Annotated in this window: 22 protein-coding genes; 16 read left to right on the forward strand and 6 right to left on the reverse strand. The window is 64.1% G+C overall.

The annotated features are described in order from the left end of the window. Positions 1 to 5: 5 nt before the first annotated feature. Together ACZ1JX_RS01165 and ACZ1JX_RS01170 are read left to right on the forward strand one after the other, a co-directional pair. A complete protein-coding gene (locus tag ACZ1JX_RS01165) occupies positions 6 to 596 on the forward strand; it encodes a J domain-containing protein (RefSeq protein WP_465125008.1) in 591 nt (196 codons plus the stop codon). Between the two features lie 91 nt (positions 597 to 687). Then, positions 688 to 1,530 (forward strand): N-acetylmuramoyl-L-alanine amidase, encoded by an 843-nt coding sequence (locus ACZ1JX_RS01170; RefSeq protein WP_465125009.1) that lies wholly within the window; start codon positions 688 to 690, stop codon positions 1,528 to 1,530. 70 nt (positions 1,531 to 1,600) lie between these two features. On the opposite strand, the gene ACZ1JX_RS01175 is transcribed toward ACZ1JX_RS01170, so the two are convergent. Beyond that, entirely contained in the window at positions 1,601 to 3,205 is a 1,605-nt protein-coding gene (locus ACZ1JX_RS01175) for a phosphoenolpyruvate carboxykinase (protein WP_465125010.1), read from the reverse strand. A gap of 243 nt (positions 3,206 to 3,448) precedes the next feature. On the opposite strand from ACZ1JX_RS01175, the gene ACZ1JX_RS01180 reads away from it, so the two are divergent. The 8 genes from ACZ1JX_RS01180 to ACZ1JX_RS01215 all read left to right on the forward strand — a co-directional run bounded on the left by ACZ1JX_RS01180 (position 3,449) and on the right by ACZ1JX_RS01215 (position 9,370). After that, on the forward strand, positions 3,449 to 4,204 hold the full coding sequence (locus tag ACZ1JX_RS01180) for a response regulator transcription factor (protein WP_465126328.1): 756 nt from the start codon (positions 3,449 to 3,451) through the stop codon (positions 4,202 to 4,204). After that, positions 4,191 to 5,795, forward strand: a complete 1,605-nt coding sequence (locus tag ACZ1JX_RS01185; RefSeq protein ID WP_465126329.1) for a sensor histidine kinase — start codon at positions 4,191 to 4,193, stop codon at positions 5,793 to 5,795. Before ACZ1JX_RS01180 ends, ACZ1JX_RS01185 begins: the two co-directional genes overlap by 14 nt. Beyond that, positions 5,792 to 6,217, forward strand: coding sequence for an HPr kinase/phosphorylase (locus tag ACZ1JX_RS01190; RefSeq protein WP_465125011.1), 426 nt, complete (start codon positions 5,792 to 5,794; stop codon positions 6,215 to 6,217). Before ACZ1JX_RS01185 ends, ACZ1JX_RS01190 begins: the two co-directional genes overlap by 4 nt. 63 nt (positions 6,218 to 6,280) lie before the next feature. Continuing rightward, on the forward strand, positions 6,281 to 7,213 hold the full coding sequence (gene rapZ, locus ACZ1JX_RS01195) for an RNase adapter RapZ (RefSeq protein WP_465125012.1): 933 nt from the start codon (positions 6,281 to 6,283) through the stop codon (positions 7,211 to 7,213). 151 nt (positions 7,214 to 7,364) lie between these two features. Next, a complete protein-coding gene (locus ACZ1JX_RS01200) occupies positions 7,365 to 7,769 on the forward strand; it encodes a PTS sugar transporter subunit IIA (protein WP_465125013.1) in 405 nt (134 codons plus the stop codon). A gap of 1 nt (position 7,770) precedes the next feature. After that, the gene (locus tag ACZ1JX_RS01205) at positions 7,771 to 8,067 is read left to right on the forward strand and encodes an HPr family phosphocarrier protein (protein WP_144902396.1); all 297 of its coding nucleotides are present in this window, start codon (positions 7,771 to 7,773) and stop codon (positions 8,065 to 8,067) included. A 40-nt stretch (positions 8,068 to 8,107) separates the two neighbouring features. Beyond that, positions 8,108 to 8,914 (forward strand): TrmH family RNA methyltransferase, encoded by an 807-nt coding sequence (locus ACZ1JX_RS01210; protein ID WP_465125014.1) that lies wholly within the window; start codon positions 8,108 to 8,110, stop codon positions 8,912 to 8,914. 75 nt (positions 8,915 to 8,989) lie between these two features. Continuing rightward, the gene (locus tag ACZ1JX_RS01215) at positions 8,990 to 9,370 is read left to right on the forward strand and encodes an META domain-containing protein (protein ID WP_465125015.1); all 381 of its coding nucleotides are present in this window, start codon (positions 8,990 to 8,992) and stop codon (positions 9,368 to 9,370) included. On the opposite strand, the gene ACZ1JX_RS01220 is transcribed toward ACZ1JX_RS01215, so the two are convergent. From ACZ1JX_RS01220 to recR, 4 genes are all read right to left on the reverse strand, one after another. Further along, positions 9,371 to 10,138 carry a hypothetical protein gene (locus ACZ1JX_RS01220; RefSeq protein WP_465125016.1) on the reverse strand — a complete coding sequence of 256 codons (768 nt, stop codon included), beginning with the start codon at positions 10,136 to 10,138 and terminating at the stop codon, positions 9,371 to 9,373. Continuing rightward, complete coding sequence (locus tag ACZ1JX_RS01225) at positions 10,135 to 11,646, reverse strand: DNA recombination protein RmuC (protein ID WP_465125017.1); 1,512 nt, start codon at positions 11,644 to 11,646, stop codon at positions 10,135 to 10,137. Before ACZ1JX_RS01225 ends, ACZ1JX_RS01220 begins: the two co-directional genes overlap by 4 nt. 452 nt (positions 11,647 to 12,098) lie before the next feature. Beyond that, positions 12,099 to 12,665, reverse strand: coding sequence for a peptide deformylase (gene def / locus ACZ1JX_RS01230; protein WP_465125018.1), 567 nt, complete (start codon positions 12,663 to 12,665; stop codon positions 12,099 to 12,101). Positions 12,666 to 12,785: 120 nt separating this feature from the next. Further along, complete coding sequence (recR, locus tag ACZ1JX_RS01235) at positions 12,786 to 13,382, reverse strand: recombination mediator RecR (protein WP_465125019.1); 597 nt, start codon at positions 13,380 to 13,382, stop codon at positions 12,786 to 12,788. A gap of 52 nt (positions 13,383 to 13,434) precedes the next feature. Here recR and fmt point away from each other — a divergent pair, with 52 nt between their 5' ends. From fmt to ACZ1JX_RS01250, 3 genes are read left to right on the forward strand one after another with little or no spacing between them, the layout of a single operon-like run. Then, positions 13,435 to 14,340 carry a methionyl-tRNA formyltransferase gene (gene fmt / locus ACZ1JX_RS01240; RefSeq protein WP_465125020.1) on the forward strand — a complete coding sequence of 302 codons (906 nt, stop codon included), beginning with the start codon at positions 13,435 to 13,437 and terminating at the stop codon, positions 14,338 to 14,340. Then, positions 14,337 to 15,089, forward strand: a complete 753-nt coding sequence (truA, locus tag ACZ1JX_RS01245; protein WP_465126330.1) for a tRNA pseudouridine(38-40) synthase TruA — start codon at positions 14,337 to 14,339, stop codon at positions 15,087 to 15,089. The genes fmt and truA overlap by 4 nt, the downstream gene beginning before the upstream one ends. Before the next feature lie 3 nt (positions 15,090 to 15,092). Continuing rightward, positions 15,093 to 16,208 carry a zinc-binding dehydrogenase gene (locus ACZ1JX_RS01250; RefSeq protein WP_465125021.1) on the forward strand — a complete coding sequence of 372 codons (1,116 nt, stop codon included), beginning with the start codon at positions 15,093 to 15,095 and terminating at the stop codon, positions 16,206 to 16,208. A gap of 59 nt (positions 16,209 to 16,267) precedes the next feature. On the opposite strand, the gene cobS is transcribed toward ACZ1JX_RS01250, so the two are convergent. Further along, a complete protein-coding gene (gene cobS / locus ACZ1JX_RS01255; RefSeq protein WP_465125022.1) occupies positions 16,268 to 17,248 on the reverse strand; it encodes a cobaltochelatase subunit CobS in 981 nt (326 codons plus the stop codon). Between the two features lie 79 nt (positions 17,249 to 17,327). Between cobS and ACZ1JX_RS01260 the strand changes: the two genes are divergently transcribed. From ACZ1JX_RS01260 to ACZ1JX_RS01270, 3 genes are all read left to right on the forward strand, one after another. Continuing rightward, a complete protein-coding gene (locus ACZ1JX_RS01260; protein WP_465125023.1) occupies positions 17,328 to 17,975 on the forward strand; it encodes a glutathione S-transferase family protein in 648 nt (215 codons plus the stop codon). Positions 17,976 to 18,141: 166 nt separating this feature from the next. Next, positions 18,142 to 18,630 (forward strand): VOC family protein, encoded by a 489-nt coding sequence (locus tag ACZ1JX_RS01265; RefSeq protein WP_465125024.1) that lies wholly within the window; start codon positions 18,142 to 18,144, stop codon positions 18,628 to 18,630. Then, the gene (locus tag ACZ1JX_RS01270; protein WP_465125025.1) at positions 18,630 to 19,286 is read left to right on the forward strand and encodes a glutathione S-transferase family protein; all 657 of its coding nucleotides are present in this window, start codon (positions 18,630 to 18,632) and stop codon (positions 19,284 to 19,286) included. The genes ACZ1JX_RS01265 and ACZ1JX_RS01270 overlap by 1 nt, the downstream gene beginning before the upstream one ends. Positions 19,287 to 19,288: the final 2 nt, after the last annotated feature.

A 19,288-nucleotide genomic window follows, 5' to 3' on the forward strand; every position in this document is an offset into this window, starting at 1 on the left:
AGCACATGCGAAATGACAAGTTCCACGGTCGCGTCCAGGGTACGGGGCGTATCTGCAATGCCCCCGGCTGCGACGAGCCGGGCGAATTCCGCGCGCCGGGCGTGCGCTCGTCCGGATTCGACGGGCCGGGCGACTATCGCTGGTTCTGCCTCGATCATGTGCGCCAGTTCAATTCGGGCTACGATTTCTTTGCCGGGATGACGCCTGAGGAAATCCTCAAGGCGCAATCGCCGCTGGCAGGCTGGGAGCGCGAGACGCGGGCGTTCCGTGCCGATGCGGGGATCGATCAGGCGCCGCGCTGGGCGGACTTCGACGATCCGCTGGAAGCCATTGCCCGGCGAGCGAGCGCGCGGCGGGCCGATCACCAGAAGGCTGCCGAGGCGGCGCGGCGCGGGATCAGTCCGGACGAGCGCAAGGCCTATGACGCGTTGCACCTTGCCTATGATGCCGACAGGCGGCAGCTGCGGCGGAGTTACTCCGAACTGGTGCGCAAGTACCATCCCGACCGCAACGGCGGCGATCGCACGCATGAGGGGCGACTGCAGGAAGTGGTCGAGGCCTACAACCTGCTCAAGGACAGCGCACTCTTCGCCTGAGCTTTTCGCGCCGGTCTGGTGATGTCTCACACAGATTCCTGCGTGGATTTACGTAGGATGCTCCCGTCAGACGGCGATGGAGGCGTGGGGTATGGCTTACTCGATCAAGAACGGGATTCTTGCCGACAGCAACAATCCGGTGCGGCAGATCCGCTCTAAAAACACCGGCGGGGCATTCCCTGCGCCTCCGAAGATTGTGGTGATCCATTTCACCGCGGGCGGATCGGCGGCGTCATCGGCCAACTGGTTTGCGAGCAAGGACAACACCAATTCGTCTGCCCATGTGGTGATCGACCGGGACGGCACGATCATCCAGTGCGTGAACTTCGGCGAAGTGGCGTGGCATGCGGGCAAGTCGACCTGGCGCGACATCGTCGGGCTCAACAAGCACTCCATCGGCATCGAGATCGCCAACTGGGGCGCCCTGCGCGGCGGGGCCAATGGCTGGTGCAATGCAGCAGGGCAAAGGGTCGACAATGTGGTCATGGCCGTGCACCGCAATGGCAACCCCGATGGCTCGCGCACGCCGATTGGCTGGGAGGCCTATCCCGATGCGCAGTTCGAAGCGACCGTGGCGCTGGTGCGGGCTTTGCGCGCTGTCTATCCGATTGCCGAGATCGTCGGGCATGACGATATCGCCCCGGTGCGCAAGTCCGATCCGGGTCCGGCCTTCGACATGGTGCGGTTCCGCCAGCGCGTGCTTGGCGGACGGGATGACGACGGCCCGAACACGGGCGTGATCCGCTCGCCCGGCGGGCTCAATCTGCGCAGTGGCCCGGGCACGAACAACGCCGTGGTGCAGTTGCTGGCCGACGGCACCAAGGTTCTGCCAATCGGTGCCAACGGTTCATGGCTGGAGGTGACCGTGCTCGATGCGGCGGGCAAGCCGAGCAAGACCGGGTGGGTCCACGGGCACTACGTTGATCTTGACTGATCGGCAGGCCTGAAACGAAACGGGGCTCCCGAAGGAGCCCCGCAGCGTTTCAGCAATGGTCAGGCGGCAATCAGGCCGCGACCGGAGCCGCATCGCGGACCGACTGGTCGACGTGCTCGGCAAACTGCTGGAAGTTGTCGACGAACTTGCGCACGAGTTCCTGCGCAGTCTTGTCGTATTCCTCGCCATCGGCCCAGGCGCCGCGCGGATCGAGGAGCTTGGTGTCGACGCCCGGAACTTCAACCGGAACTTCGAAGCCGAAGTTCGCGTCCTTCTTGAAGGTCGCGCTGTTGAGGCTGCCATCGAGCGCGGCATTGAGCAGAGCGCGGGTGGCCTTGATCGGCATGCGCTTGATGCCTTCCTGCGTGGCCTTGCCGCCCGACCAGCCAGTGTTGACCAGCCAGCACTTTACGCCGCCCTTGGCGATGCGCTCCTTGAGGAGGTTGCCATAGACCGACGGGTGGCGCGGCATGAACGGCGCGCCGAAGCAGGTCGAGAAGGTGGCTTCCGGCTCGGTCACGCCGATTTCGGTACCGGCGACGCGGGCGGTGTAACCCGAGAGGAAGTGATACATTGCCTGATCGGGCGTGAGGCGCGCGATCGGAGGCAGCACGCCATAGGCGTCGGCGGTGAGGAAGATCAGGTTGGCCGGGACCGGGCCGAGGTTCTTCTCCGAGCAGTTCGGGATGAAGTCGATCGGGTAGGAGCCGCGGCTGTTTTCAGCGAGGCTGTTGTCGTCGAGGTCGATCGTGCGGGTGACGGGGTCGATCACGACGTTTTCGAGCACGGTGCCGAAACGCTTGGTCGTGGCGAAGATTTCGGGTTCGGCCTCGGCCGAGAGGCGGATCATCTTGGCGTAGCAGCCGCCTTCGAAGTTGAACACGGCGGTGTCGGACCAGCCATGCTCGTCGTCACCGATCAGCGTGCGCGAAGCGTCAGCCGAAAGCGTGGTCTTGCCGGTGCCCGAGAGACCGAAGAACACGGCGGTCTTGCCATCGGGGCCGACGTTGGCCGAGCAGTGCATCGGCATGACGCCCTTGACCGGCAGCAGGTAGTTGAGGATGCCGAAGACCGACTTCTTCATCTCGCCGGCGTAGGCGGTGCCGCCGATCAGGATCAGCTTCTCAGTGAAGTTGACCGCGACCACGGTTTCGCTGCGGCTGCCATGGCGTTCCGGATCGGCGCGGAAGCTCGGCAGGTCGATGATGGTGTATTCGGGCACGAACGAAGCGAGCTCTTCGGTGGTCGGACGAACCAGCAGCGTGCGGATGAACAGGTTGTGCCAGGCGAATTCGTTGATCACGCGCACATTGACGCGATGTTCGGGCTGCGAGCCGCCGAACAGGTCAGCCACGTAGAGGCGGTCCTTGCCGCCCAGTGCGGCGATGAAATCGGCCTTGAGGTTGGCGAAGTGCTCAGGCGTCATCGCGACGTTGGTCTTGCCCCACCACACGGTGTTCTCGGTCTCGGCATCGCGGACGATGAACTTGTCCTTGGCCGAGCGGCCCGTGTGCTTGCCGGTTTCGACCACGAGCGGACCGTCGACGCAAAGCAGGCCTTCGCCATTGCGGACCGCATGCTCGACCAGTGGCGCAGTGCCGAGGTTGGCGAACAGTTCCGCCGGTTCAGGGAAGCCCTGGCTGGCAAGGGACACGTTCAGGCTGGTATCGGACACGTCGGGCCTCCCGTTGGCGGCGCTCCGGACAGGAATTTGTCCCTTCGCGCACGGATTGCGAATACGAATGCGCTGATTCTCGATCTGCGCATAGTCACCCCGCTTTGCTGCGTCAAATGACACGCTGCAACGAAGTTTTTTTGCGCACTCAGTTGCATCCTGTGCAACTGGAAAATGCTGCGGCGCAGCGCATTCTGTCCCGGAAGTTGCAAGGTCTGTGCAGGGTCGGTATCGCTCGAAACCATGGTCAGCCCGCAATCGCCACGCACCGACGCCATCGCTGCCCCGCGCACGATCGCGCTGGTCGACGACGATCGCAACATACTAACAACTGTTTCGATTGCCCTGCAGACTGAAGGTTTTGCGACGCGGCTCTACAATGATGGCGACACGGCGCTGAAGGCGCTGCTCGACAATCCGCCCGATCTTGCGGTGTGCGATATCAAGATGCCCCGCATGGACGGGCTCGAACTGCTCCGCCGCCTGCGTGAGAAGAGCGATCTCCCGGTCATCTTCCTGACCAGCAAGGACGACGAGGCCGATGAGGCGCTGGGCCTGTCGATGGGCGCGGACGACTACATCGCCAAGCCCTTCAGCCAGCGCCTGCTGGTTGCGCGCATCAAGGCCATACTGCGCCGCAGCGATATCGTCCGGCGAGAGGCCGAGGAGCAGGAGCCGGACGGCGAGCCTTTGCCCGAGCCGATCCGGCGCGGCCGCCTCGTCATGGACCCGGCACGCCATGCCGTGACGTGGGATGGCGAGGCGGTTTCATTGACGGTTACCGAGTTCATGATTCTCGAAGCGCTCGCGATACGGCCGGGCGTGGTCAAGACGCGCAACCAGCTGATGGACGCGGCCTATCATGACGATGTCTTCGTCGATGACCGTACCATCGACAGCCACATCAAGCGTCTGCGCCGCAAATTCCGTGCGGTGGACCCTCGCTTCGGTGCGATCGAAACGCTCTACGGTGCAGGCTACAGTTTTGCCGACGAGTGACTCTGCAACCCCGGTAGCGAGGAGCACCGGCGGCTCCGGGCGGCGGCGGCTGAGGCAGCTGTGGCGCATTCGCGGCGTCTCCCTCACCACCCGCATTCTCTTCGTGAACGTTATTGCGCTGGCATTGCTTGCGGGCGGCTTCTTCTATCTCGACAGCTACCGCGCCCAGCTGATCGAGGAACGCTTCAAGCTGGCGCGGGCCGAGGCGGAGATCGCCGCCGATGCACTCGATGGGGCAAGCATGGCGCAGCGCAAGGAGCTGATTGCGCGGATCGGCACCGACCAGGTCCTGCGCCTGCGCCTCTATGACGCCGAAAGTCGGTTGCAGGCAGACAGCTTTGCGCTGGCGCCGCCCTCGTTCGCGCTGATCGATCCCGAGAGCGAGCCCTGGTACCAGAAGGCTGCCCGATTGCTCGACCGCGGGGTAGACTTCATCGTCAACGCGCCGACGGTGGAGCGCTACAGCGATACGTCCGAACTGCCCGCGGGTAGCTGGCCGGAGATCAAGGCTGCGCGGACATCGCGCCGCACCGAAGTGTTCCTGCGCTATGCGCTTGACCGCACGCCCGTGATAACGGCGGCCACGCCGGTTGGCGACAAGGGCGAGGTGCTGCTGACCCTGCGCAACGCACTCGACGTGACGCAATCGGTGCGTGATGCACGCCAGACGCTGGTGATCATCATCGGCATCGCGCTGCTGCTGTCGGTGCAGCTCTCGCTGTTCCTTGCGCGGACCATCGTCCAGCCGCTGCGGGCACTGGTGCGTGCCGCCGTGCGCGTGCGGCTTGGGCGTGAGCGCGAGGTGGTCGTGCCGCGCCTGCCGGATCGTGGTGACGAGATCGGCCTGCTTGCCCGCGCGGTCTCGGACATGACCACGGCGCTGCGTCAGCGCATAGACGCGGTTGAGACCTTTGCCGCCGATGTTGCGCACGAGCTCAAGAATCCGCTGGCGTCATTGTCGAGCGCGCTTGAAACGATGGAGCGGGTCGACGATCCGGCGTTGCGGCGGCAGCTATCCGACATCGCAGCGCATGACGTGCAGCGGATCGACCGCCTGATCACCGAGATCGCCGATGCCAGCCGCATCGACGCCGAACTCAGCCGTGCAACGTTTGAGCCGGTCGATCTTGCCGGACTCGCCTCCCAGGTCGTTGGCGCGCGCGACGTGCGGGCAAACCCTGCCGCGCCGATCAGGCTCCGGCGCAATGGCGGCCTTACGATCGTACCCGGCGACGCTGCGCGGTTGGAACGCGTCCTCGAAAACCTTCTCGACAACGCCGTATCGTTTTCGCCACCGGGCGGGGTGGTGGACCTCACAGTCTGGGGGGACGCGGACAGCGCGCATATCGCCGTGGCCGACGAGGGCCCCGGCGTTCCGGTGGTCGAGCGCGAGAAAGTGTTCGAGCGGTTTCATTCGGTCCGCCCGGCAGAGGAGGCGTTCGGCGCGCACAGTGGTCTGGGCCTGGCAATTGCCCGCACCATTGCCGAGGCGCACGACGGCACGCTGACCATCCATGACCGGCCTGATGGCAGGGCGGGTGCCTATGTCCTGCTCAGCCTGCCACTGGCGATAGAGGAGGACGAGGAATGAGCCGTCCTCTGCAGGCAAGTTGCGTCGCGATTGGCGGGCGAGGCGTGCTGATTTGCGGACCCTCGGGCATCGGCAAGTCGAGCCTCGCGCTGGCCTTGATCGACCGCGGCGCCATGCTTGTGGGCGACGACGGAGTCATGATCGAGGTGCGGGCAGGACAAGTGTTCGCCGCGCCCCATCCGAACATCACGGGCAAGCTGGAAGTGCGCAATCTCGGTCTGCTCGAATTCCCAGTGTCTGCCCCTGTTCCGGTAGCGCTCGCGGTTCTGCTTGATCGCGAAGCCCCGCGCTTCATCGAGGCCGCCGATGTGCTCGAGATCGATGGCGTTGTCCTGCCGCAGGTTCGGCTTTGGCCCGATAGCCCAGTGCTTGCGCTTCGAACTGAACTGGCGCTTGACCGTTATGGGTTGACGACTTCCTGATTGGGGACACGGCCTTTCTGCGGACTTTCCAACCGCGCTGCAAAGGCGCAAAGCAAACGGGCAATGGCGCAAGACTCAAGCCTCTCGGATTCTGGCCCGCAGCGCATCCTTCTCGTCACCGGCTTGCTCGGGGCGGGCAAGACGACTGCGCTGCGCACGCTCGAGGACCTTGGCTGGGAAGCGGTCGACAACTTCCCGATCCGTCTGCTTGACCGCCTGCTCGAGACCGAACCGGGCTCGGCGCGGATGGAAGCCGGCACGCCCATGGCGATCGGCTTCGATACGCGCACCCGAGGCTTCGATCCGGCGCGGACGATCCAGCTCGTCAAGAAGCTGTCGCAGCGCAAGGATCTGCAGGTCACGACTTTGTTTCTGGACTGCGGTGGGGCGGAACTGGAGCGGCGTTACAACGAGACCCGTCGCCGCCACCCGATGAGCGAGGACAAGCCGGCGGCCACTGGCATTGCCGCCGAGCGCGAACTGCTCGAGCCGCTGCGGCGCTGGGCGGACCTCGTCATCTCCACCACCAGCTTCACCGCGAACGATCTGCAGCAGGCGATTCGCGCGCAGTTCGGCGAGGAAACCCCTGCGCCGACGACGCTGACGATCAGCAGTTTCGGCTTTTCGCGCGGCACCCCGCCCCTTGCCGACCTCGTGTTCGACATGCGGTTTCTGGCAAATCCGCACTGGGTGGACGACCTGCGTCCGCAGACCGGACAGGACGCACCTGTGGGGGATTATATCCGGCAGGATCCAGCATTTTCCGAGGCTTTTGACCGGATTCACGACCTCCTGTTGCTCCTGCTTCCGCGCTACCAGGCGCAGGGAAAGGCCTATGTCCACGTCGCCTTCGGCTGCACCGGCGGGCGGCACCGTTCGGTGTTCATGGCCGAGCAGATCGCTTCCGCCTTGCGCGAGGCGGGATTTTCACCCACATTGCTGCATCGCAACCTCGCATCACGTGCGGCTGACCTGCTTGAGGGCCAGAAGCATTGATCAAGCGGGGAAGAACACCATTGGGCGGGGCAGCACTGGAAGCCATGCATTTCGATTCCCAGTCGTCTTGCGTGCCCCGCACTTGCGCAAATCTCGCGTTCATCGCGGATAGCGCACAGTGTCCGGCCGCACTTCGGAGCCTGCCCCTTACATGATCGGTCTCATTCTGGTTACCCACGGCGCTCTTGCCGACGAGTTCATCCATGCGATGGAGCATGTCGTCGGTCGACAAAGCGACGTGATCGGCGTCTGCATCGGCCCCAACGACGACATGGAGAAGCGCCGGAAGGAAATCGCCGACGCCATCAAGCGCGTCGACAGCGGCGAGGGCGTGATCATCCTGACCGACCTGTTCGGTGGGACGCCCTCCAACCTCGCGATCTCGCTGATGCAGGCGGGACGCATCGAAGTGATTGCCGGGATCAACCTGCCCATGCTGATCCGTCTGGCCAAGGCTCGCAATTGCATGGGCGTCAAGGAAGCGACAGCCGCTGCGCGCGATGCGGGGCGGAACTACATAACGATCGCTTCCGAGTTTCTGGGACAGGACGCGTGAGATGGCAGAACAGGGTTACGTCACCCGCGAAACGGTGACGATCGTCAACCAGCGCGGCCTCCATGCGCGGGCCAGCGCAAAGTTCGTGAATGCAGTCGCCAAGCTGCCCGATGGCTTTGATGTGACGGTGGCAAAGGACGGGACGGACGCTGCCGGGGGTTCCATCCTCGGCCTGATGATGCTCGGCGCGGCCAAGGGCGATACGGTGGACGTCGTCGTTGCGGGGCCTGAAGGCGAGGCCGATGCGATCCTGATGAAGCTGACCGGGCTGATCAAGGACGGCTTCGGCGAGGATTGATCCCCTTGCCGCGCACACCGCTCTGCCCCATGGGAGCGGCATGACGCGCAAGATCATCACCGGTTACTCCAACCCGACGGTAAAGTTCGTCCGCAGCCTGCGCGAGAAGAAGCACCGGCGGCGCGAGCACAAGTTCCTGGCGGAAGGCCTGCGCCTGCTGACGGATGCGCGTGAGGGCGGTCGGTTGCCCGAGATACTGCTGATGGCGCAAGGGCGCGAGGGGCATCCGCTGCTCGACGAGCTTGAGGCAGACGTGGTGCGCAGCGGTGGTGAGGTGATCGAACTGCCGCTCGACATTCTCTCTAAAGTGACCGGCAAGGAAAACCCTCAGGCTGTGGCGGGGGTGTTTGCCGAGTGGGACACCTCGATACGACTTATCGACCGCAATGCCGCGCCGGTCTGGCTGGTCGCCCACGCAATGCGCGATCCGGGCAATCTCGGTACGATGCTTCGGACTGCCGATGCAGTTGGGGCTGGAGGGCTGATCCTGATCGACGATTGCGTCGATCCGTTCTCGGTCGAGGCTGTTCGGGCGAGCATGGGCGCGATCTTCACCGAGCGGTTGGCACAGGCGCGGTGGGACGAATTCATCGGCTGGCTGCGCGAGGGCGAGGGGCAACTGGTGGCGGCGTCCCTGCGCGAGGCTGTGCCCTATCGCGGTGCCCCTTACGCGGCTCCGTGCTTCATCATGGTCGGCAACGAATCGCGCGGGCTGCCTGAGGACTACGAGATGGCTTGCGACTTGCGCGTGACGATGCCGATGAAGGGCCGGGCAGACAGTCTGAATGCTGCCGTGGCAGGCGCAGTGCTGGCTTACGAAGTGCTTGCCACGCTTGATGAACGATAACGGATCTGCCGGTTAATCCCACGCTCAGTCGCGTGCGCGCATCGTGCCTGTATGCGCAAGTCTCTGGCCCTTATCGTGATTTCTTCGGCTCTCCTCGCCGGATGTGCGACTGCACCGTCGGAAAGAGCAGGGCTCGCCGGAACGAACTGGATCATCACCCGTGTGGACGGAGCAGCGCCTGTCGCGCCCGGCCGCGCGAGCCTGAAGTTCGAGGATGAACGGCTGAGCGCCAATGTGGGCTGCAATGGCATTGGCGGAGACTACCGCGTCGAAGGAACCCGGCTGATCGCCGGCCCTCTCATGGCCACGCGGATGTTTTGCGAAGGTCCGGTCTGGCAGCAGGAAGAGGCGGTCAACGCGCTGCTTTCCGCCGCGCCGGAAATGCGCCGCAGCGGCTCCACCCTGCGCTTGGTTTCGGGCGGACACGCGCTCGATCTGGAGCTTTCCGAGGGCTGATCAATCGCCTGCGATGAAGGCGGTGATCTGCCATTGGCCGTCCTTTGGCTCCGCAATCAGGCGATAGTCGAGCAGGCTGCGCAACTTGCGCGTTTCGATCCATCCCTTGTGCCCGTCATGCGCGGTCACGCGCGTGGCCTTGGCATCGGTGTCGAAGTCCATCGGATCTATGCCCACAATGGTCCAACCTGCCATGACAACCGGCTTTCCGCCCGCCTTGTCCAGCAGCGGCGTATCATCGCCGAGCACAAGCATGGCGCTATAGCTGTCGATGTCTTCAGGCACGTTCCAGAACACCCATGGCATGGCCGCGAGCCCGCCCTGCACCGCACATCCGAGCGGCAGGATGGCGTCAAGCTCCCGCCAGAGTTTCGCTTCGGGATCGTTCAGACGCTTGATCAGTTCGGCAGGGCCATTGCCGCCGCCGTAGTCGAGCGCGATGTCAGGCGCGGCAAGCTTGGCCAGCGCTTGTGCATCGCGACTCTTGATGGCGCTCGCCAATGCATTGCGGAATGCGGGCCATCCCGGTTCCTTGGCACAATCATCGCGAGGGGCGTAACTGACGGCGTCCGAGGTCGCTGATGCGACGGGGGCAGGATCGCTTGGTGCAGGAACCGGTTCGCTGGTTGGCAGAGGCGTCTCGACTGGTTTTGCTGCCGCCTTGTCGTGCGCAGGCGAACTGGCCGAGGCCTGGGGCTCGCTCCCGCAACCCGCCAGCACCGTCACTGCGGCGAAGGCAAGCAGATGCGGGACGAAGCTGACCGTCATTCCGCCGCAACGTCTCCTTCGTCATTGGCAGTCTGTGCCAATGCTGCCGGTTCCGCCTCAGCATAACGTGGGGCTGCTTCGACGAGCGGCACCTCCTCCAACTCGCGCTTGCCGATTTCGATGTGCTTGTCCTTCAGGCGTCGGCCTGCGGAAAGCACGTTACGTTCGAAGCTGCCGACGAACTTGTTGTAATTGGAAACCGCACTGTCGAGCCCGTTGCCGACGCGCTTGAGGTGTTCCGCGGCGACAGCAAGCCGATCATAAAGCTCGCCGCCCATCTTGCCGATTTCGCGCGCCTCGCGCGCCAGGCCGTCCTGCCGCCAGACTTGCGCCACTGTGCGGGCAATGGCGACGAGGTTCGTCGGGCTAGCCAAGAGCACGCGGCGTTCGAAGGCGAAGTCCCACAACGTCGGGTCACGTTCCAGGGCGGCGGCGATGAAGTGTTCACCGGGGACGAACATCAGCACGTAGTCCGGTGCTTCCTCGAACTGCGACTGGTAGGACTTGGCGCCGAGCGTCTGGATATGGTTTCGCATCGACTGGACATGGGCGTTGAGCGCGATCTTGCGGGTATCGTCGTCCTCGGCCTCGAAGGCATCCTGATAGGCGTTCAAGGATACCTTGGCGTCGATCACCAGCAGCTTGTTGCCAGGCACGCGGACAATGGCATCGGGGCGCAACCGTCCTTCGTCGGTCTCTACCGAATGCTCGGTCACGAAATCGGTATGTTCGGCAAGGCCGCACTGTTCGAGCACGTTGCGCAGCTGCAGTTCGCCCCAGCGGCCGCGCGTCTTGGGGCCGTTGCGCAAGCTGTTGCCAAGCTGGGCAGCGGCGGCGCGGACGGCTTCCTGCCCGTCGCGCATCGACTGGATCAGGCCGGTCAGCTGGCCGAATGAATCAACGCGCTGCTTTTCGAGGCTCTGGACCTGTTCTTCATAGCTCTTCAACCGCTGGTCGACCGGGGCGAGCAGGGACTTGAGCCGCTCGGCACTGGTCTTCTCGCTTTCCTCGAAGCGCGACTGCGCGCGGGCGAGGAAGGTTTCCTGCGCCTTTTCCAGAACCTTGTTGCCCGCGTTCTCGAATTCCTTGCGCAGCGCTTCCTGCGCCTCAATCAGCAGGCGCTTCTGTTCGGCAAAGTTTTCGGCATCGGCCTTGAGCCGTTCGAGCTCGGCGCGCAAAGCCTCGCGATCATCGCGCACGCGGGCGAGTTCGGCGCGGACGACCTCGGCATCGGCGGCACTCTGGCGGGCGGCGGCTAGTGCCGGGGCCAGCTCGTCGCGCTGGCGGCGGACGTCCTGCAGTTCGGCAAGGCTCGCTTCCAGTCCTTTGGTGCGCTCTGCCGTGGCGGCAAGGTCCACCGTCATCGCCTTGACCGTGCCTTCGTGGGCCTTCGCTTCGGCATCGCGCTGATCATGCCGCGCGCGCCATTCAGCCACGGGGCGCGAGCCGAAGAACCAGCCGACGGCGATTCCGACAACAAGTGTGATTATAGCAAGAGCAGCTTCCATCGTTTGGAATCTCGGATGCTTCCACAGCGGTCGGCGGAGTTAAACCCCGCCGACCGCTGTGTCTGGTTGGCCTTCAAATATATCTTTGAAGGTCGAGAAGTGCTGCATCTTCACTTTCAAATCCATGGATTGAGAAAGCGAGAATGCCTCCATGTGCTGACAAAATCAGCCAATGGACACCGTCGAATTGCCAGCACAGCGAAAATAGCCGATTTCTCACGGCGTCTCTCCGACTGTGGTGGTGGGCCAAACCAGTCGTCGCGGTAAATGACTGCCATTTATCAGGCTTGCGCGCGTGCTCCGTTAGGAGGGCAACGATTTGCCGGAAGAGGATTTGTTGCAATCAGAAACTAGCGATTCCTAATTCGACATCAGCCGCCCATTTTGTGGCCGATGTCGGGCTAGAATAAATGAACAGAGCGGGAACGCAAGGGTTTTGTCCGCAACAATCCTCACGCCACCTTGCGCAGCTTCTCGAGCTTCTTCAGCGCCATGCTGCGCTTCAGGCGCGAGAGGTGGTCGATGAAGAGGATGCCTTCGAGGTGGTCCATCTCGTGCTGGAGGCAGGTGGCCATCAGGCCGTCCATGTCCTCTTCGTGCGTGTTGCCCTCGAGGTCCTGCCAGCGGGCGCGGATGCGGGCGGGGCGTTCGACCTCGGCGTAGATCTCGGGGACAGAGAGGCAGCCTTCCTGATAGAGGCTGTGCTCTTCGGACGGATCGAGAATCTCGGGGTTGATGAAGACCCGCGGTTCCTTCTTGGTCGGCTGGTGATGATGGTGGTGGCCATCGTGATCGCAGGCGACGGGTTCGGCCTCGGGGTCATCGGGCTGCAGATCGATTACCAGCACGCGCAGCGGCACGCCCACCTGAATCGCGGCGAGGCCGATGCCGGGAGCATCGTACATTGTCTCGAACATGTCCTCGACAAGCGTCTTGAGCTCGTCGTCGAACTTCTCGACGGGGACGGAGACCTGCTTCAGGCGCGGGTCGGGGACTTCGATGATTTCGCGGATGGCCATGGAGGGCAGATAAGGAATGTGTGGGGGAGTCGCAAGTGTGGTGCTTTGGTGCTGGCGCTGGATGCCCACCCCCAGCCCCTCCCGCCTGCGGGAGGGGGGATGAAAGCGTTGTTCTGCCGGTTAGGCTACCGGCCTTCTCGCGCGTAGCGCTTGCGCCAACGTGCCCTCATCAAGATAATCAAGTTCGCCGCCGACCGGCAGGCCGTGTGCGAGCTGCGTGACGCGGACAGGTGCGTCCTCCAGCCGTTCGGCAATGTAATGCGCGGTGGTCTGGCCTTCGAGCGTGGCGTTCATTGCAAGCACCACTTCGTCGATCCCGCCCTGGCTCACCCGGTCGAGCAACTGACCGATGGTCAGGTCTTCAGGGCGTACGCCTTCAAGCGCTGAAAGCCTGCCGCCCAGAACGTGGTACTTGCCGGTGAACAGACGGGCACGGTCAAGCGCCCACAGGTCGGCCACTTCCTCGACCACGCAGATCGACCGCTGGTCGCGGCGCGGGTCGGTGCAGATGCCGCAGGGGTTGGTGGTGTCGACATTGCCGCAAGTCTGGCATTCCACCAGCAGGTCCTGGACTTGGGTCAAGGCGGCCAGAAGTTGCGGCAGTGCTGTCTCGCGCCGCTTGATCAGCCACAGCACGGCGCGGCGGGCCGAGCGGGGGCCGAGCCCGGGAAGGCGCGCCAGTGCGCCGGAAAGTGCCTCGATCTCTTGCGATGCCATGGCAGCACAGATAGGGCCGGGGGCGACAAACGAAAGGCCTTGCAGACAGCTTATGCGCATCATCTTCATGGGGACGCCCGATTTCGCGGTGCCGACACTGGAAGCGCTGGTCGCTGCTGGGCACGAGGTCGTCGCGACCTACAGCCAGCCGCCGCGTCCTGCGGGGCGTGGCAAGAAGCTGCAGCCCTCGCCGGTGCATCTGGCGGCCGAGGCGCATGGCATCGAAGTGCGTACGCCGGTTTCACTGAAAGGGGCGGATGAACAGGCTGCGCTCGCCGCGCTTGGGGCCGACGTGGCGGCGGTGGCCGCTTATGGGTTGATCCTGCCGCAGGCGGTGCTGGATGCACCGAAGTTGGGATGCCTCAACGTCCACGGCTCGATCCTGCCGCGTTGGCGTGGCGCGGCGCCGGTGCAGCGGGCGATCCTTGCAGGTGACGAGATGACCGGCGTTACCATCATGCAGATGGAGCGTGGCCTCGACACCGGGCCCATGCTGGCCAAGGTGGAAACGCCGGTCGATGGCAAGACGGCGGGCGAACTGACTGTGGAACTGGCCGCCAAGGGCGCAGCGCTGATGGTGCAGGTGCTGGCGGACCTTGCAAACTATCCGCCCGAGGTGCAGCCGGAAGAGGGCGTTACTTATGCCCACAAGATCGACAAGGCGGAGAGCCGTCTGGACTTCACCCGCGACGCCGTGGACGTCGAGCGTCAGGTGCGGGCCTTTGCGCCGTCGCCGGGGGCGTTCTTCGAGCTTGAGGGGGAGCGTTATCGCGTGCTGGCGGCGGACGTTGCTCAGGCGAGCGGCGTGGCGGGTGCAACGCTGGACGACGCGCTGACTATCGCCTGTGGCAGCGGGGCAATCCGTCCGACCATCGTTCAGCGCGCAGGGCGCCCGGCCATGGATGCGGCATCGCTTCTGCGCGGACGCGCAATTGCGGCGGGGACACGGCTGGACTGATGCGTTTTGCGCTTACTCTCGAATGGGACGGCAGTCCTTACATGGGCTTCCAGCGTCAATCGCATGGGCCCAGCGTACAGCAGGCGATTGAGGAGGCGGTCGAGTCCGTCATTGGCGAAGCGGTTGTCGTCCATGCGGCGGGGCGGACGGATACCGGCGTCCATGCGCTGGGGATGAGGGCGCATTTCGATCTTTCGCGAGAATTCGATCCTTTTCGCATGATGGAGGCGGTCAATGCGCGGCTGCGGATCGCGGGGCATCCGATTGCGGTGCTGGATTGCGTCGAAGTGGCAGAGGACTGGCACGCCCGGTTTTCCTGCACAGGCCGCGCCTATGAGTACCGCATCATCAACCGGCGCTCGCCGCTGACGCTTGATCTTGGCAAGGCGTGGCGGATCGCAAAGCCGCTCGATCACGAAGCCATGCACGAAGCCGCGCAGGCGCTGGTAGGCCTCCACGATTTCACAACGTTCCGCTCCGTGCATTGCCAGTCGGCCAGCCCGGTCAAGACGCTCGACCGTCTGGAAGTGCGGCGCGAGGGTGACCGGGTGATCATCGAAGCGGCCGCGCGCAGCTTCCTGCACCATCAGGTGCGCTCGATGGTCGGGTGCCTCGCGCTGGTCGGGCAGGGGATGTGGAGCGTGGCGCAGGTGGGCCATGCCCTCGCGGCAAAAGACCGTAGCAAATTAGGACTTAACGCGCCGTCGGAAGGTCTATACTTCGTCCGGGCAACATATCCCGGAGAGTAAAGAATGACCGAACTTCAAGGCCAGCGCATCGTCTCGCAGCTCGATCCCGACGGTACCCTGACCGTCGCCCTTGAAGACTATACCCTGCCCGCGCCCGAAGGCCGGCAGGTGGTAATCCGGGTTGAAGCGACGCCGATCAATCCTTCCGACCTCGGCCTGCTGTTTGGCCCCGCCGACGTGACGAACGCAGAGTTCTCGCCGGGCAAGATCGTGGCGCGGATGCCAGAGCCTGCCGTGCGCGCCATGGCCGCCCGCCACGGTGCGGCGATGCCGGTCGGCAACGAAGGCGCAGGGACAGTGGTGGCGGCAGGGGATGCGCCTGAAGCGCAGGCCCTGCTCGGCAAGCGCGTCACCTGCTTCCCCGGCGGCATGTATTCGACGCTGGCCGTGGCCGATGCGGGCATGTGCCTAGAACTGCCCGAGGGTGTGACGGCAGAACAGGGCGCTTCGGCTTTCGTCAATCCGCTGACGGCGCTGAGCTTTACCGAGACCATGCGCCATCTCGGCCACAGTGCGCTAGTGCATACGGCGGCGGCGTCGAACCTCGGGCAGATGCTGGTCAAGATCTGTCAGGCCGATGGCATTCCGCTGGTCAACATCGTGCGCAACGATGCGCAAGTGGCGATCCTCCAGGGGATCGGCGCGGAGCATGTTGTCGATAGCTCGAAGGACAGCTTCTTGGATGACCTTGCTGCCGCGATCGGCGCGACCAAGGCGACCATGGCGTTCGACGCCATCGGCGGCGGAAAGCTCGTCAGCCAGATACTGACAGTGATGGAGCAGGTCGCCAACTCGGGCGCGGCCTACAGCCGTTATGGCTCGAACAGCCCCAAGCACGCCTTCATCTACGGCGCGCTCGATCTTTCGCCGACGATTCTGACGCGCAACTTCGGCTTCAACTGGGACGTCTCGGGCTGGCTGCTGACGCCTTGGATGGGCAGGCTCGGCGCCGAAGTCGTCGACAAGATGCGCCGCCGGGTGATGGCAGAACTGACCACCACCTTCGCCAGCAACTACAAGGCGCGAGTCACCCTTGAGCAGGCGCTGACCCGCGAGGCGGCGGTGGACTACAATGCGCGGCGGACGGGAGAGAAATACCTGATCACGCCCAACGGGTGATTCAACGAAAAAGGCCCCCGCGAACACGGGGGCCTTTTTGATCTCGGCGGCAAAGCTGCTCAGCCGCGGTGCGCAACGCTCTCAGGCAGGTCCTTGCCGAACACCCGCTGGTAGTATTCTGCCACCAGCACGCGTTCGGTCTCGTCGCACTTGTTGAGGAACGAGAGGCGGAACGAGAAGCCGACATCGTTGAAGATCTGGCTGTTCTGCGCCCAGCTGATCACCGTGCGCGGGCTCATCACGGTCGAAATGTCGCCATTGATGAAGCCCTGTCGGGTCAGGTTGGCGACGCGGACCATGTCGGTGACGATCTTGGGATCAAGCGTCGGCACCTTCTTGGTGACGATCTCGACCTCGGTCGCTTCGCCCAGATAGTTCAGCGCGACCACGAGGTTCCAGCGGTCCATCTGGCCCTGATTGATCGCCTGCGTGCCATGATAGAGGCCCGAGGTATCGCCCAGACCGACGGTGTTGGCCGTGGCAAAGAGGCGGAAGTAGGGGTTCGGGCGGATCACGCGGTTCTGGTCGAGCAGCGTGAGCTTGCCCTCGGTTTCCAGCACGCGCTGGATAACGAACATCACGTCCGGGCGGCCAGCATCGTATTCGTCAAAGACGAGCGCGGTTGGCGTCTGGAGCGCCCACGGCAGCAGGCCTTCGCGGAACTCGGTCACCTGCAGCCCGTCGCGCAGCACGATGGCATCGCGACCGACGAGATCGATGCGGCTGATGTGCGCATCGAGGTTGATGCGGATGCAAGGCCAGTTGAGGCGCGCGGCGACCTGTTCGATGTGGGTCGACTTGCCGGTGCCGTGATAGCCCTGCACCATAACGCGACGGTTGTAGGCAAAGCCTGCAAGGATCGCCAGCGTGGTGTCCGGATCGAACACGTAGGTGTCGTCACGATCAGGCACGCGCTCGTCTGCGCGGCTGAACGCGGGAACCTTCATGTCGATGTCGATGCCGAAGGTCTCGCGGACATCGATTTCGGTGTCGGGCGCGGCGAGCAGCGTCGTCGCGTGGCTGTTCGGAAGTTCGCTCATCGCTGCCCCGCCTATACGGGCGCGCGCGGCGCTGCAATAAGGTTTCAAGGGACCTGTCCGATAGAATGGGAGAATTTCGATGAAGCTCTATGGCGCGATGCTTTCGCCGTTTGTCCGCAAGGTGGCGGTTGTCCTTACGGAAAAGGGCATTTCCTTCGATCTGGGACGCGGTGGTCCGGGCAGCACCGATCCCGAATTCCTCGCGTGCAGCCCTTTGGGCAAGATCCCGGCGATTGACGACGATGGCTTCCAGCTTGCCGATTCGACCGCCATCACGGTCTATCTCGACGCGCATTATCCTGAGCCTCGCCTGATCCCGGATGACTCGAAGCTGCGAGGCAAGGCAGTGTTCTGGGACGAGTTCGCCGATACGGTGCTCGGCGCTGCAGGCCTCAAGATCCTGTTCAACCGGCTGGTCGGGCCAAAGTTGCTGAAGGTCGGCGGCGATGAGGCTGTTGCCTTGCAGGGCGAGGCCGAACTGCCACGCTGGGTGGACTGGCTCGAATCGGTCGCGCCCGAACAGAGCTGGCTGCTGGGCGAAACCTTCAGCATCGCCGACATCTCGATCGCCTCGATCTTCCGCACGCTCGCCTATGTCGGCCATGGCGTGGATCCGGCCGCACGTCCAAAGACTGCGGCGTGGTACGCCCGCGTGACGGCGCGCCCGGCATGGGCTGCCGTGGCGGCGCAAGAGGAGCCTTTTGCGCAGCGCATCATGGCGATGTGAGCCCGCTTTCGGGGTGAAGGACAGCTTTCCCCCGACACACGCTTTGCCGCATGAGCCTTGCCTCGGGGCGGCTCCTCGCAGACGGTGCGGGCACCGATGAGAGGAGTCGCCTTATGGGCAGATTGGCGTTTGTTGACAGGGTTTTGCCTTGCAAACGGTCGGGCTCGTGACTGTCCCTAAGCTCACGCTTTGCCTGTGGTACAACGGCGATGCCGAAGACGCGGCGACCTTCTATGCGAAGGCCTTCCCAGACAGTCACGTGAACGCGGTGCATCGCGCGCCGACCGACTTTCCCGGCGGTTCGGTAGGGACCGTGCTGACGGTCGACTTCACCGTGCTCGGCATTCCCTGCATCGGCCTCAACAGCGGTCCGCAGTTTCCGCATAGCGAGGCGTTCTCGTTTCAGGTGGCGACCGAAACGCAGGAGGAAACCGACCGCTACTGGAATGCCATCGTCGGCAATGGCGGCGCGGAAAGCGCCTGCGGCTGGTGCAAGGACAGGTGGGGACTGAGCTGGCAGATCACGCCCCGCGTTCTTACCGAAGGCATGACCGATCCCGATCCGGACGTGCGCGCCCGGGTGTTCACCGCGATGATGACCATGCACAAGATCGACCATGCGGCTATCGAGGCTGCCGCAAGAGGAGATGCCTGATGCTTGCGCTCTACGGGCATCCGTTCTCGTCCTACACGTGGAAGGCGCTGATCGCGCTCTACGCCAATGGCACGCCGTTTGTGTTTCACAGTCTCGATGGCGAGAACCCGGATCACGCAGCCGCCTATGCCCGTGTCCAGCAGGCGAGCCCGATGGGCAAGTTCCCGCTGCTCGTCGACGATTCGCGCGAGGTGTTCGAATCTACCTCGATCATCGAGTATCTTGCGCTTCATCATCCGGGGCCAACCTCGCTGATCCCTGCAGATCCTGACGAAGCGATCCGCATGCGCATGATCGATCGGGTGTTCGACAATTACGTGATGAACACGATGCAGGAATGCGTCGATGAGGCGATCCGCGACGGACGGGTCTCGGACATGGTGCAGGCCCGCGTCGACGAGCGGGTGACCCGAGCCTATCGTTGGATCGAGGGCTGGCTCGAGGGTTATGCGATGCCGGACACAGTCAGCCTGATCGAATGCGCGGCGGCACCCGCCCTGTTCTATGCCGATTGGGTCACGCGGATTCCCGAGGATTGTGCCCTGCTTCGGCAGTGGCGTGCGCACCTCCTCGCGCTGCCGCCCGTGTCGCGCTGCGTCGAGGACGCGCGGCGGTTCCGGCACTATTTTCCGCTCGGCGCGCCCGACCGCGACTGAGT

Source organism: Novosphingobium sp. BL-A-41-Hi4A-0G, from assembly GCF_055521735.1.